This window comes from Janthinobacterium lividum, from assembly GCF_034424625.1.
Taxonomy (GTDB): Bacteria; Pseudomonadota; Gammaproteobacteria; order Burkholderiales; family Burkholderiaceae_D; genus Janthinobacterium; species Janthinobacterium lividum.
The window spans coordinates 5539439-5553176 of the sequence record NZ_CP139976.1 but is presented as its reverse complement, the minus strand read 5'-3'; the positions used below and the strand labels follow the sequence as shown (position 1 = coordinate 5553176).

The 13738-nt window shown below is 62.2% G+C and carries 12 protein-coding genes; 5 read left to right on the top strand and 7 right to left on the bottom strand.

The features are described 5' to 3' along the window. Positions 1-43: 43 nt before the first annotated feature. The 3 genes from U0004_RS25040 to U0004_RS25030 form a co-directional block, all read right to left on the bottom strand. A complete protein-coding gene (locus U0004_RS25040) occupies positions 44-382 on the bottom strand; it encodes a DMT family transporter (RefSeq protein ID WP_070254288.1) in 339 nt (112 codons plus the stop codon). 99 nt (positions 383-481) lie between these two features. Next, the gene (locus U0004_RS25035; RefSeq protein WP_070254287.1) at positions 482-1456 is read right to left on the bottom strand and encodes a glycosyltransferase family 2 protein; all 975 of its coding nucleotides are present in this window, start codon (positions 1454-1456) and stop codon (positions 482-484) included. 148 nt (positions 1457-1604) lie between these two features. Beyond that, a complete protein-coding gene (locus U0004_RS25030; RefSeq protein ID WP_070254286.1) occupies positions 1605-2498 on the bottom strand; it encodes a sulfurtransferase in 894 nt (297 codons plus the stop codon). Between the two features lie 213 nt (positions 2499-2711). On the opposite strand from U0004_RS25030, the gene dnaE reads away from it, so the two are divergent. Continuing rightward, on the top strand, positions 2712-6251 hold the full coding sequence (gene dnaE, locus U0004_RS25025) for a DNA polymerase III subunit alpha (protein ID WP_070254285.1): 3540 nt from the start codon (positions 2712-2714) through the stop codon (positions 6249-6251). Between the two features lie 63 nt (positions 6252-6314). Here the strand turns inward: dnaE and U0004_RS25020 are convergent, their stop codons facing one another. The 4 genes from U0004_RS25020 to U0004_RS25005 form a co-directional block, all read right to left on the bottom strand. After that, entirely contained in the window at positions 6315-6545 is a 231-nt protein-coding gene (locus tag U0004_RS25020; protein WP_034786466.1) for a DUF6139 family protein, read from the bottom strand. Positions 6546-6667: 122 nt separating this feature from the next. Next, positions 6668-7666, bottom strand: coding sequence for a VirK/YbjX family protein (locus tag U0004_RS25015; RefSeq protein ID WP_070254284.1), 999 nt, complete (start codon positions 7664-7666; stop codon positions 6668-6670). A gap of 46 nt (positions 7667-7712) precedes the next feature. Next, positions 7713-8267, bottom strand: coding sequence for an adenine nucleotide alpha hydrolase family protein (locus tag U0004_RS25010; protein WP_070254283.1), 555 nt, complete (start codon positions 8265-8267; stop codon positions 7713-7715). 88 nt (positions 8268-8355) lie between these two features. Then, positions 8356-9177 carry a MipA/OmpV family protein gene (locus U0004_RS25005; protein ID WP_070254282.1) on the bottom strand — a complete coding sequence of 274 codons (822 nt, stop codon included), beginning with the start codon at positions 9175-9177 and terminating at the stop codon, positions 8356-8358. Between the two features lie 157 nt (positions 9178-9334). Between U0004_RS25005 and U0004_RS25000 the strand changes: the two genes are divergently transcribed. The 4 genes from U0004_RS25000 to U0004_RS24985 all read left to right on the top strand — a co-directional run bounded on the left by U0004_RS25000 (position 9335) and on the right by U0004_RS24985 (position 13723). Continuing rightward, positions 9335-10021 (top strand): response regulator, encoded by a 687-nt coding sequence (locus U0004_RS25000; RefSeq protein WP_070254281.1) that lies wholly within the window; start codon positions 9335-9337, stop codon positions 10019-10021. After that, complete coding sequence (locus U0004_RS24995; RefSeq protein WP_081345478.1) at positions 10018-11406, top strand: ATP-binding protein; 1389 nt, start codon at positions 10018-10020, stop codon at positions 11404-11406. Before U0004_RS25000 ends, U0004_RS24995 begins: the two co-directional genes overlap by 4 nt. 123 nt (positions 11407-11529) lie before the next feature. Next, the gene (locus U0004_RS24990; protein ID WP_070254279.1) at positions 11530-13125 is read left to right on the top strand and encodes an ATP-binding protein; all 1596 of its coding nucleotides are present in this window, start codon (positions 11530-11532) and stop codon (positions 13123-13125) included. Beyond that, positions 13112-13723, top strand: coding sequence for a response regulator transcription factor (locus U0004_RS24985; RefSeq protein WP_034786674.1), 612 nt, complete (start codon positions 13112-13114; stop codon positions 13721-13723). The genes U0004_RS24990 and U0004_RS24985 overlap by 14 nt, the downstream gene beginning before the upstream one ends. The last annotated feature ends 15 nt before the right edge of the window (positions 13724-13738 follow it).

Below are 13738 nucleotides of genomic sequence, written 5' to 3'. Positions count from 1 at the left end.
GCAAGAGAATGGACCAGCACCGTGGGTGGCGGCGACAGGGTGCTTATGCCTTTGTGGCAACAAGGATGCCGACGATGATCAGCGCGACACCGATCATGTATTGGGTTTGGAAACGTTCGCCAAAGAGAAAATGGCTGCCGATCGGCACCAGTACAAAGGCCAGCGCCATCAGCGGGTAGATTCGGCCCAGTTCGATGCGCTGCAATACCCAGACCCAGGCCAGCGTCGTCAATCCATAGAGGCAGATGGCCGCCGACAGTGCGGCCAGGGTTTTGACGGAAAAAAAGCTGCCGCTCTGCAGCAATCCATTGGCACTGATTTTAAACAGGATTTGCCCGGCTGCGATGCCAAGCACACATAACAGGGCCACGATGTAAGTCATTCATTTATCTCCATAGAGTTGCTGGGGGTGATCTCCCGTGCGCCATACTCCGCACGGGCGCAGCCTGTAGTGTGTCCGTCAGGCAATGCCATCACGCCTTCACTTCCTGCCGCGCCGAATGCGGTGGAACGGTTTTTTAGGGATCGAGCTGATATCGTGTCCGAGAAAGGCCAGGATTAATTGCAGGCCGACAATCACCGGCAAGCCTGACAGCATGACTGTCCCTGCCGAGGCCGGCATATCGTCATGGACGGAATGCAGCCATTGCGTCGCACCAAACACGCACCCGAAGGCAACCATCAGGACACCGATGGGCAGTTCAATGGAGGCAATGGACAGGTCCCGTAAATAATAGTTGTAGAAAATGCGTTTGAAGAAATTGCGCAGATGCTTGGCAAAAAATTCCAGCACCACCTGGGAAATCTTCAGATTGCTGACCTCATCGCCATATTTTGCATCCATGGGGATATCGGCGACGACGGCGCGCAATGTATTCAGGCGAAACAAGATATCAGTTTCAAAAAAATAGCGGCGGCTGATTTTTTGCATCGGCAGGTGGCGTACCACCTCGCAGTGGATGGCGGTGTAGCCGTTGGTCGGATCGAAAATATCCCAGTAGCCGGAAGAAATCTTGCTCATGAAAGACAGGATCGCGTTGCCAAAAAGACGCGCCTTGGGCATGCTGCGCACGCTTTCCAGATCGTAGAAGCGGTTGCCCTTGGTGTAGTCGGCTTCGCCAGCAACAATGGGCGCGATAAAGTCGGGAATGCATGCGGGATCCATCTGGCCATCGCCATCGACCTTGACGATGATATCCATGCCGTCGTCCAGTGCGGCGCGGTAGCCTGTCATGACGGCGCCGCCGACGCCCTGGTTTTCTGCATGACGCAACACGACCACGCGCTTGTCGCTGCAGTGCTCCTCGACCAGGTCGCCGGAGTGGTCCGGACAGCAGTCGTCGATGACATAAATTCGGCTCACTTCGGCGCCAATCTGACTGATGACAGAGAGGATATGCCTATCGACCTTGTAACTGGGTATGACGACCGCAATGGCCAAGCCTTGTTTTGTCATCTTGTTATTGCTTGTCTTTACTATGCATGGTGGCGTTCCCGGAATCGGGCAATATTGTGAATTATGACATGCGCAGTTGGCGCGCCTCTGGCGCTGGCGGGGAGTGGCGCTGTTGCGCGCCACCAGGCGCGCATGGGCAAGGCAGGGGCTAGTTCTTGTTGCCGTAGCAATGCGGGCAAGACACCTCATACACGTATTCCGGCGCCAGCTGCTGGCGCGGCGTGACGACGGCGCGGCAGACAAAACACTGCACCGTTTCCGTCGGTTCCAGTTTCGGGTTCAGCGCCGTGCGGTAGTCGAAGACGAAGCAGTCGCCCGTGTAGTGCTCGCCGCCCACTTCCTCGAAATATTTCAGGATGCCGCCGTCGAGCTGGTACACGCTGTCGTAGCCGATTTCCTTCATGTGGATGGCGGCCTTTTCGCAGCGGATGCCGCCCGTGCAGAAGGTGACGACGGTCTTGCCTTCCAGTTCATCCTTGTGGGCGGCAGCCACGGCCGGAAATTCCGTAAACTTGTCGATGCGGTAATCAAGCGTGTTGTTGAACGTGCCCACGTCCACTTCAAAGGCGTTGCGCGTTTCCATCATGACCACGGGTTTACCCGCATCGTCGACGCCGGCGTCGAGCCAGCGCTTGAGCGTCTGCGCATCGACGGACGGGGCGCGGCCCAGTTCCGGCTTGATCAGCGGCATGCGCATGGTGATGATTTCTTTTTTCAGCTTGACCAGCATGCGTTTGTGCGATTGCTCGTTCGACAAGCTTTCCTTCCATTCCAGATCGGCCAGACGTTCGTCGCTGCGGACCCAGGCGAGGAAGGCATCGATATGTTCGCGCGTGCCCGACAGGAACATGTTGATGCCTTCCGGCGTCAGCAGGATCGTGCCCTTCAGTTCCAGCGCCAGGCATTGCTCCTGATACAAGGGACGCATGGCTTCCGTATCGGCTAGCGTGATGAATTTATACGCGGCAATATTGACAAACGTGGCGGCCAGGGGGCTGACGGCGGCGGAAACGGCGGGTGTGGCAGGGGTGATGGCTTGCATGATGGCGATCGGGTTAGACTGAACAGCCGATATTATAAGCCCGACAGGCCAGGCAGGATACCCGGCCAGCCACGTTTTGCCGTGCCGGCGGGCTGTGCACGGCAGGAATTTCTTGCCCGCAACCGAGGGCCGCACCGCCGGTCCGGGGCCGCGACGCGGTAGAATAGACCCCATTGAATTTTGCACGAAACGGTACACAGGATGGAAATGGTAATGCAAGAGGCCGGCGCTCCGGCAGGTTCACAGCAAGCGATGCAGCCCGGTCCTGCCTTCGTCCATTTGCGCGTGCACTCGGAGTACTCGATCGTCGATGGCCTGGTGCGCATCGACGACGTGGTCAAGGCGGCGGCAAAGGACAAGCAGGTGGCGCTGGCCGTCACCGACCTGTCGAACCTGTTTGGCATGGTCAAGTTCTACAAGGAAGCGCGCGGCAAGGGCATCAAGCCCATCGTCGGCGTCGACGTGTGGATCACGAATGACGACAACCGCGAGAAGCCGTCGCGGCTGCTGCTGCTGGCGAAGAACCGCATGGGCTATCTGCAACTGTGCGAACTGCTGTCGACGGCCTGGCTGACGAACCAGTACAAGGGCCGCGCCGAACTGCGCATCGAGTGGCTGCAGGCGCTGGCGACGAATACCTACGACCTGTACCCGGGCGAAAGCGCGGCGAATGGCTTGATCGTGCTGTCGGGCGCGCATTTCGGCGATGTCGGCACGGCCATCGAGAATGGCAACCTGGCCCTGGCCGAGCGCAATGCACAGCGCTGGGCCGAGATTTTCCCCGGCCATTTCTATATCGAAATCCAGCGCGGCGGCCAGGCCAACCAGGAGGCGCAGGTGCGCCATGCGGTGGCTCTGGCGGCCAAGCTGGGTTTGCCCGTGGTGGCCACGCATCCCGTGCAATTTATTTCCCCTGAAGAATTTATTGCCCACGAAGCCCGCACCTGTATCGCCGAAGGCGAAATGCTGGCCAACGCCAAGCGCGTAAAACGGTTTAACGACAGCCAGCGCTTCCTGTCGCAGGCCGACATGGCGGAACTGTTCGCCGACCTGCCGGCCGCGCTGGCCAATTCCGTGGAAATCGCCAAGCGCTGCAACCTGACCCTGACCCTGGGCAAGCCGCAGCTGCCGAACTTCCCTACGCCGGACGGCATGACGATCGACCAGTTCCTCGTTGCCGAGTCGCAGGCAGGCCTGGAAAAACGCTTATTGCAGCTGTATCCGGATCCCGAGCGCCGTGAAAAGGAGCGCCCGCGCTACGAGTCGCGCTTGAAATTCGAGACGGACACGATTTGCAACATGAAATTCCCCGGCTACTTCCTGATCGTGGCCGAGTTTATCCAGTGGGCCAAGGAAAACGGCGTGCCCGTCGGCCCGGGCCGCGGTTCGGGGGCGGGTTCGCTGGTGGCATATTCGCTGCTGATTACCGACCTCGATCCATTGCAGTACAACCTGCTGTTCGAGCGCTTCCTGAATCCCGAACGCGTCTCGATGCCCGACTTCGATATTGACTTTTGCCAGGAAGGGCGCGACCGCGTCATCCAGCACGTCAAGGATTTGTATGGCAAGGAGGCCGTCTCGCAGATCGCCACCTTCGGTACCATGGCGGCCAAGGGCGCGATCCGCGACGTGGGCCGCGTGATGGATTTCGGCTACAACTTCTGCGACGGCATCTCCAAGCTGATCCCGTTCAAGCCCGGCAAGCCCGTGTCGATCGCCGACGCCATCGAAGAGGAACCGCTGCTCAAGGAACGCCTGGAAAACGAGGAAGAGGTCAAGCAACTGCTGGACCTGGCGCAGCAGGTCGAAGGCATCACGCGCAATATCGGCATGCACGCGGGGGGCGTGCTGATCGCCCCGGGCAAGCTGACGGATTTCTGCCCGCTGTACACGCAGGGCGGCGATTCCGGCGTCGTATCGCAGTACGACAAGGATGACGTGGAAGCCGTCGGACTCGTGAAGTTCGACTTTTTGGGTCTGACGACCCTCACCATCCTTGACCGCGCCGTGCGCTATATCAAGCAGCTCGATCCGGCGCAGGCGAACTTCGACCTGGCCACCTTGCCGCTGAACGACAAGCCGTCGTACGACTTGTTGACCAAGGCCAAGACCGTGGCCGTGTTCCAGCTGGAGTCGCGCGGCATGCAGGGCATGCTGAAAGATGCGCGTCCCGACCGCTTTGAAGACATTATCGCGCTGGTGGCGCTGTACCGTCCGGGCCCGATGGACCTGATTCCCGATTTCTGCAAGCGCAAGCACGGCGAACGTTTCGATTATCCCGATCCGCGCACGGAATCGATTCTGTCCGAAACCTACGGCATCATGGTGTATCAGGAGCAGGTGATGCAGATGGCGCAGATCGTCGGCGGCTACTCGCTGGGCGGCGCCGACATGTTGCGCCGCGCCATGGGTAAAAAGAAAGCCGAAGAGATGGCCGAGCACCGCGAGATCTTCCGCGCCGGTGCGGCGAAAGATGGCTTGACGGCGGAAAAGGCCGACGAGATATTCGACTTGATGGAAAAGTTCGCCGGCTACGGTTTCAACAAATCGCACGCCGCCGCCTATGCCTTGCTGTCGTACCACACGGCCTACCTGAAAGCGCACCACACGGCCGCCTTCATGGCCGCCAACTTGTCGCTGGCCATGGACGACACGGACAAGATCAAGATCCTAGTGGAAGACTCGCTGGAAATCTGCAAGCTGACCTTGTTGCCGCCGGATATCAACGAATCGGACTACCGCTTCACGCCAAGCGGTGCGGCGCCGTCCGTGAGCGGCAAGAAAGTCACGCAGATCCGCTATGGCCTGGGCGCCGTGAAAGGTTCCGGCCAGAACGCCATCGAAGCCATCATCGCCGCGCGCGAGGCGGGCGGGCCGTTTACGAGCCTGTTCGACTTCTGCAAGCGCGTGGACAAGAAGCAGATCAACCGCCGCACCATCGAGTCGCTGATCCGCAGCGGCGCCTTCGATTGCCTGAAGGTCGACCGCGCCATCCTGCTCGCGTCCGTGGCGTTCGCCATGGAGTGCGCCGACCAGGCCGCCAAGGCGGCAAACCAGGTGAGCCTGTTCGGCGGCGACGACAGCGACATGGTGGCGCCGCCCGAGTACGTCAAGGTTCCCGTGTGGACGGACAAACAGCGATTGACGGAAGAGAAGATCGCGCTGGGCTTCTACCTGTCCGGCCACCTGTTCGATTCGTATGCGCCCGAGGCGCGCCGTTTTGCGCGCACGAAATTGTCGGAACTGTCGCCGTCGCGCGAACCGCGCATGATGGCGGGCGTCATCACGGGCTTGCGCACACAGATGACGCAGCGCGGCAAGATCCTCATCGTCACCCTGGACGACAAGAGCGGCACGGTGGAAGTGACGGTGTACGGCGAATTGTTCGACTCGAACAGGAAAATCTTCAAGGAAGATGAATTCCTGGCCGTCGTGGGCAAGGTGTCGGAAGACCGTTTTTCGGGCGGCTTGCGCATCACCGCCGAGAGCGCCTTCGACATCATCGCCGCGCGGGTGCAGTATGGCCGCCAGCTGGGCTTGACTCTGCCCACGACGCTGGACATGAAACGCATCAGCGACGTGATCACGCCGCACCGGGCGGCGGACGGACTGCCGATCGCAGCCAAGATCAGCCCGCAAGGCGTCAGTTGTGTGCTGCAGTTTGGTGACGAGTGGAAAGTGGCGCCATCGGATGAGTTGCAGATGGCGCTGGAGCAAATGCTGGGTGCGCAAGAAGTGGCGGTCGAATACTGACCGGCACCGCCCGGCGCATACAACAAAGCCAAACCGCGGACACGCTGGTTTGGCTTTTTTCGTTTACATGTCTTTCAGGCCCGTGATCGCATAGCCCTTGGCGGCGATCTGCTGGTGCGGCTGTTCGATATGGTAGTTGGGCAAGGCCTGGGCATCGTCGGCCACTTCGCTGGCGCGTACTTCCAGCTGCCAGTCGGTATTGGTAACTTCTTCCGGGATGAGCTTTCCTTCCGGCACGGCGAGGTAGGAAAAAATGCCGTCGTGCTCGGCCCGGCGGTAGATGTCTACGCGCATGACTTGCCTCCTAGTAAGCGTTGGGGGAACCGGCGCACCACATGTGCATACCGATAGCGCTAGCGTAACAGGATTGTGCCGCGCACGGGTTGAAGCGTGTGCCGCAGGAGGAGGGGCGGTGCTCAGGCGGCGGCGGAAGCGTAGTCTTCGTCGTCCATATCTGCCGCTTGCCGTGCCTCGTTGGCGGCTGCCGCAGTGCCTGCCGTGGCGACCTGCAGCGGGCTGCGATGGGTGTCGAGGCCGCTACGCAGGCTGCCGATCATGGCCAGCGTCAGTTCGTGGCGTTTGCGTGCTTCCGAGCGTTTTTTTGACGGAATGTCTTCCAGGGCAGGCAGGGGCAGATTTTCGCATGGCAGCTCAAAATCGCCATCCTTGCGTGCCTGGGCGCCAAGTTCTTGCCAAAGGGCATTGTAGTCGGCGAACAAACGGCCCTTTTTGGCGGAATGGTGGACGGCGCGGTTGGCGTTACCTACAAGTACCATGTTGCGGCAACCATGTTCATGTCCCAGCTGGCGCACCAGGCGCACCATCAGGGCCTTGGGGCGCATGCCATGCAGGTCGCGCGTAGCCTCGCGCACGCGGCGCAAGCCTTCCGCACCGCGCGGACCCTGGATGCAACCGATGCCCACGCCCATGCTGGCGCGCGCGCGGGAACCGAAGAAGGTAAAGGCGACCGAGTAGATCACGTCATCGCCATGTGCCAGTTGCAATACCATCTCGCCTTCGCGGTCCATCGGTTGTAGCGAACACAGCTGCAGGTGGTAGGGTGCGCCCGATTTTCCCGGTACGGTACCCAGGCGCACGGGAGCGCGCGCCGCCTGCGTCATCAGCTTGCCCCAGCCTTGTTGCAGGATGAAATGATAGTGCTCGACCAGCAAGGCGACGCGCTGGCGGCACGACAGGTTCGTGCTCAGGTAGTGGCGGTACACCTTGTGCATCATGCGCGGATAGGCTTGCAGCAAATCCTGGAACACGGGATGGGAATTGAGCAGCTGCAGCCAGATGCGCGTCTGCCGGCGCTGCAGCTGTGCCCGCAATTGCAGCTTGAGCAGCTCGCGCACGCGTGACATGCCTGGCGGCATATTGCTCAGGCCTGCGTGCAGGGTAATGGCTTGTGTCATCAAAGGGTTCCATGTGTATGTGGATGGGCCTGGCGCCGGCGGCGCTTCAGGCAGGCGGCGGTCCGCTCATGCCGTCGGTATCGGCCAGCAAGACCGTGGCGCTGCGCGTGGCGCGCGCCAGCCTGCGTGCCAGCGCTCCGGCCCTGCGGCGCTGCCAGGGACTGTGCCGCAGGGCCGGCAGGACGATTTCGTGGCAGCCGAGCAGTTCAGCCGTATCGAGGATCGTAAACAGCAGCTCGCCGGCGACAATATGCGTGCTGAAGGCGAGCTGCGAACGGCTCAGATACAGTCCCGCCTCGTGCATCATCTGCTGCGTGGCCGGGTCCAGCGCATGGCATGCGCCGGCGCTGTGCCGGGGCAAGCCATCGGCCTGGCGCGGTGGCGCCGCTATCACGTGCAGCAGGCTGACGCTGACCTGGATGCCCCATTCCTGCAAGCGCCTGGCGTAGCGCGCGCCGTAGATGATGTCGCTGGCGCGCTTGACGGGCAAGAGCAGCAGCAAGGTATCCTGGCCCGGCTTGCCGCCCGCGCCCGCGGCGCTGTCTGGGGCGCGGTGACGTTGCGGGGCAAGGCGCGATGCATGCATGGAAGGGATGGCCATAGTCGGAAAACCATGTCATGTTATCCATGCCACCCCCCTGTGTAAATTGGCGAAACAGCGTACGGGTTCCCCTTATGCCGTCCCGCTCTTAATAGCGGTAGGTGACATAGACAGCGCCGATCGGCGATGTCTTGCGCTGCACGATGGGGCTCTTGGCCGCGTCGCCCAGGCGGCTCTCGACGCCGACCAGGGTATTGATGCCCCAGCGCGCATCGAAGCGGTGCTCCCAGTTGATGGTGGCCTGTGCTTCATAGAAACCGCCCTTGGGCGTGTATTGCTTGAACGAGGTATTCGCCGCCTGGGTGGCCGTCACGCCATACATGGTTTGCACGTACTTGCGCTCGCCCCAGCCCAGCTGGCCGCTGATGTTCACGCTGTCTTGCTGCACGCCCTTGGCATCGGCCCGGCCGTAGATCTGGCCTGTCGCGCCGAAATGCACGTTGGCGCCGTTTTCGCGGTTCGACAGGGGAATGTCGCTCGACACGCTCAACGACAGGCCCGGCAAGGGCGAATAGCCCGCGCTGAGCAGGGCGCTGGCGTTGCCCTTGACTTCGCCCATGCCCTTCAGATAATCGCTGCCGCCCCAGCCGTTGGCACCATTGCGCTTGTGGTCTTCGCGATTGCCGCGGTAGCCCAGCGCGGCGCTGTAGCTGAAGGGGCCTGCCTGGCCGCCATAACCGATGCCGCGCGAAGTGCTGAAGAACAAGCCATTGGCCATGGCGTAGTCGAGGATGATCAGCGGCGAGGCCGACAGCTTGTCAGCACCGGAATAGCTGGACACGGCAGCGACGCCGCCGCCGATGGTGAAGACATTTTCCGCCGCCGGTTCGGCCGCCGCGGCGGCCAGGGGATTCAAGCTCAGGCCGCAGGCCAGTGCCAGCGAGGTCAACAAGGTTGTAGATGCGTGCATGGAGTTTTCCGTCAGGTGGAGAACCGAGTCCGGAGTGGCTCGATTGACAGCCGACAGTATCCATCCTTGCCATGAAGGAAAAATGAGCCTTTTATTAAGATTGTATGAAGAACGCTTCTTTACCCATTCTTCAGCTTGCGGTGGTTTAATACTCCCCATGAAGATACTGCTGATTGAAGACGATATGGACCTGGGCAATGGCGTGCGGATTGCCCTGCGCGACCAGGGCATGCAAGTGGTCTGGGTGCGCAGCCTGGAGGATGCGGCGCGCAGCATCGAGCACGACAGTTGCGAACTGGTGCTGCTGGACCTGGGCTTGCCCGATGGCGATGGCCTCGATTTGCTGGCCCGGCTGCGCGCGGCGCGCCTGCCGGTGCTGATCCTCAGCGCCCGCGATACGCTGGAACAGCGCTTGCGTGGCCTGGACGGTGGCGCCGATGACTACCTGGTGAAGCCGTTCGTGCTGGCCGAGCTGCTGTCGCGCGTGCGCGCCCTGGCACGCCGCAGCTATGGCTTCGATGGCGACACCATCGAATTGCGCGGCTTGCTGCTGCAAGTGCCCACGCGCAGGGTCAGCGTACATGGCCGGCCCGTGGAGCTTACGGCCAGTGAATATGCCCTGCTGAAGACCTTGCTGATGCGTGCCAACCGGGTCATCACGCGCCGCGTGCTGGAAGAGCACATCCTGCCCGGCGGGCTGGCCAATGCCAGCAATACCCTGGATGTGCATATGGGAAACCTGCGCCGCAAGATAGGCGAAGGTTATATCCGTACCGTGCGCGGCGTTGGCTATGTCATCGACCAGCAGGGCGAGACATCCCCCCCGCCGGGTGCTGGCGCATGATGGGGCGTTTCTGGGCCATGCTGCGCCGGCCTACCCTGGTGCGCCGCCTGATGATGGCGCAAATGCTGATGCTGACCGTGCTGTGGAGCCTGGCCGTGGCGTATGTGCTGTTCGAGGGGACGAGCGAAGCGAGCACGGTGAGCCGCGGCGTCCTGCACGCCATTATCAGCGTGGCCGATAACCTGGCCGAGCAGCCGCAGCGCCAGGAGCAAAGCTTGCGCGCGATCGACGAAGCCTTGCGCGAGGAATTTGAAATGGGCCAGGTACCTGAGCTGGCGCCGCGCATCCTGGTCTGGCGCGAAGGCAAACTGGTCTACAAGTCCCCCGCGGCGCCCAGCGGCATCCGCAGCGCCGGCCCCGAGCAGATGGAAGTGGTGTACATCAAGGGCCAGGCTTGGCGCAGCCGCAGCCTGGCCGAAGGGACAACCCGCGTGACCGTGCTGGAAGTGGGGGGCGCCTGGCAATTTTTCGTCACGATCAATTCACGTGGCTACTACCTGCTGCCGTTGCTGATCAGCCTGCCGTTCCTGCTGGTGCCGGCCTGGCTGTCGATCCGCCTTGCCATGCGCCCGTGGCGCAAGGTGGCGCAGGAGGTGGCGGCGCGCGGACCGCAGGATTTGCGTCCGCTGGCGTTCAAGCCGCCGCATGGCGAACTGGCGGCGCTGGTCGATAATATCAATGCCCTGCTGCAGCGGGTCGATGCCAGTGCCTCGCGCGAACGCAGCTTCATCGCCGATGCAACGCATGAGCTGCGCACGCCGCTGGCGGCCATGCGCGTGAATGTCGAGGCTCTGCAGGGGCAGGCGCATGATGCACGCCAGCAAGAGCTGTTGGACGGTATCTTGAACAGCGGCAACCGGGCCGCGCGCCTGGTGGGCCAGCTGCTGCAGCTGACGCGCAGCGAAGTGCAGGCGGGCGGGGGCGAGTTGCCGCGGCGGCAGGCGCTCGATACCTTGCTGCAAGACCGGCTGGCGGCCTTGTCCGGCCTGGCCCAGGCGGGCGATATCGAACTTGAGTTGCAAGCCAGCGTTTCGCTCAGCGTAGCCGGACAGCGCGAGAGCCTGGTCTCGCTGATCGACAATCTGGTGGAAAACGCCATCAAGTACAGCCCGCGCGGCAGCAGCGTGACGGTGTCGCTGCATGCGGAGCGGGGCCAGGCCGTGCTGCATGTGGCCGATCAGGGGCCGGGCATCGCGCCGGCCCTGTATGAACGCGTGTTCGACCGCTTTTTCCGCGCACCGCAGCAGGTGCAGCCAGGCAGCGGCCTGGGCTTGTCCATCGTCGCTTCCGTCGTGCGCCAGCACGGCGGCACGATTCAGTTGCACAGAGGTAATGGCGGCCTGGGCTTGCTGGTGGAAGTGCGCTTGCCGTTGGCCGAAGCCTGACGCTGCCTGCCTGCGTGCCTTGCGATATTGCATGAAGATTATTTCATGTGCTTATAACGCAAGTTGGCATGGCGTGGCGCACGCTTGCGATGCATAATGCGGGACAGTTAAAAAAACACCGTTATGCGCCTATTTCTGTCCCGCTACCTGCCGTATCCCGCCTTTGTCGGCTTGTATCTGCTGTTTGACTGGGCCACGTATATCGACCCGATGTACGGGCTGAACATCACCCCCTGGAATCCCGATCCCGCGCTGGGCCTGGTATTTTGGCTGATCCACGGCCGCAAGGCGGCGCTGCCGTGGTTTATTGCCCTGGTGGCAGGCGAGGTACTGGTGCGCGGCATGCCGGCAGGCTTGCCCCTGACCTTGCTCTGTTCGGCGTGGCTGGTGCTCGGCTATGGCAGTATGGGCGCAGTCTTGCGCCGCAGTTTCAGCAGCAGCGACATCTTCGACAACCGGCGCCGCCTGAGCGCCTGGGTCGCCATCGTGCTGTTTGGCACCGTGCTCAATGCGCTCGGCTATATTTCCCTGCTGTCGCTGACGGGACGCATCCCGGCCGGCGAATGGGGGACGGCAGTCTGGCGTTTCGGCATCGGCGACATGGTCGGCATGCTGGTGTCGATGCCGCTGATCTGGGTGCTGTTCAGCGAACGGGGGCGCGAGCGCCTGCATGCCGCCGTCTGGCGCTGGGAAACCCTGGCGTATCTGGCACTCGCCAGTTTTGTGCTGTGGAGCCTCTTCGGTTCCATCGTGCGTTCCGAATACAAGCATTTCTACTTCCTGTTTCTCCCCGTGATCTGGGCCGCCTCGCGCCAGGGATTGCACGGCGCCGTGCTGGCCGTGTTTGTATTGCAACTGTGCATCATCACCCTGGTGAAATGGACGCATGCGGTGGATATCCAGTTTTATGAATTGCAACTGCTCGATGCCGTGCTGGCGCTGGTGGGATTTTTTATCGGCATCGTCGTCGATGAGATGCGCCAGGTGGCCGACGAACTGAAACACACGCTGCGGCTGGCGGCCGCAGGAGAGATGGCTGCCGCGCTCGCGCATGAGCTGAACCAGCCGCTGACGGCCTTGTCGACCTATGGCAAGGCGTGCGAATACTTGCTGGAGCGGGGCGAGACGGGCGCCTTGCTGCAGGGCGCGGTGGGACACATGATCGTGGAATCGGGACGCGCCGCGGACGTGGTGCGCCGCCTGCGCGACTTTTTCCGCACGGGCGCGATGCAGCTCGAAGCGGTGGAGGCGAGCGCCTTGATCGAGGGCATGGCGCGCCAGTTCACGCCGCTGTTCCATGAACATGGCATCGAACTGGTGCTGGTGCCGCCGTCGCCGCTGGCCGTCAACGCCGACCGCCTGCAAATCGAGCTGGTGTTGCGTAATTTATTGGCCAATGCGCAGGATGCGGTGATGGGTCAGCCGCGCGGACGGCGCCGCATCACGGTCTCGGCCGAGCGGCTCGAAGGCGGGCGGCTGCGCCTGTCCGTGGAAGATAGCGGCCCCGGCATTTCCAATAGTCTGGCGGCGCGCCTGTTCGAACCGTTTGTCTCGAGCAAGGCCAGCGGTCTGGGTCTGGGGCTGGTGCTCAGCCGCAGCATCGTCGAAGCGCATGGCGGCCAGCTATGGGCCGAAGTGGGCAAGCATGGCATTTTTCGTTTTGTCCTGCCCCTGGCGCGCGCCAGTGCGGCTGCTACAGGAGAGTATGGTGACAAGTAATTTGACGGTGTTTATCGTCGACGACGATCCCGCCGTGCGCGATGCGCTGGGTTTGCTGCTGGGCATACGCGGCTACCGCACGGCCCTGTTTTCCTGCGGCGAGGATTTCCTGCACAGCTGGCGTCCCGAGTGGGCTGGCTGCCTGCTGGTCGATATCCGCATGTCGGGCATGGATGGCCTGAGCCTGCAGCGCCGCTTGCTGGAGCTCAAATGCATGCTGCCCGTCATCATTATCACGGGACACGGCGACGTCGCCCTGGCACGCCAGGCCTTCAAGGCGCAGGCCAGCGATTTCCTGGAAAAACCGTTTGACCACGACAAGTTGCTGGCAGCTATCGATGAAGCGTTTTCGCGCGAGGCGCATGCGCGCGGCCAATTGCTGCGCCAGGTGGAGGGGCAAGCCTTGCTGCGCGCCTTGACGCCGCGCGAGCGGGAAGTGATGCATCTGGTGGTGACAGGCCAGCACAACCGCGATATCGCCCCGGCACTGGGCATTTCCGTGCGCACGGTGGAAGTGCACAAGGCGCGCCTGATGGACAAGCTGGGCGTCGACAATGTGGCCGACCTGGTGCGCATCAGCATGCTGGGCACCGGTTAGCCACTGCAGTGTTGT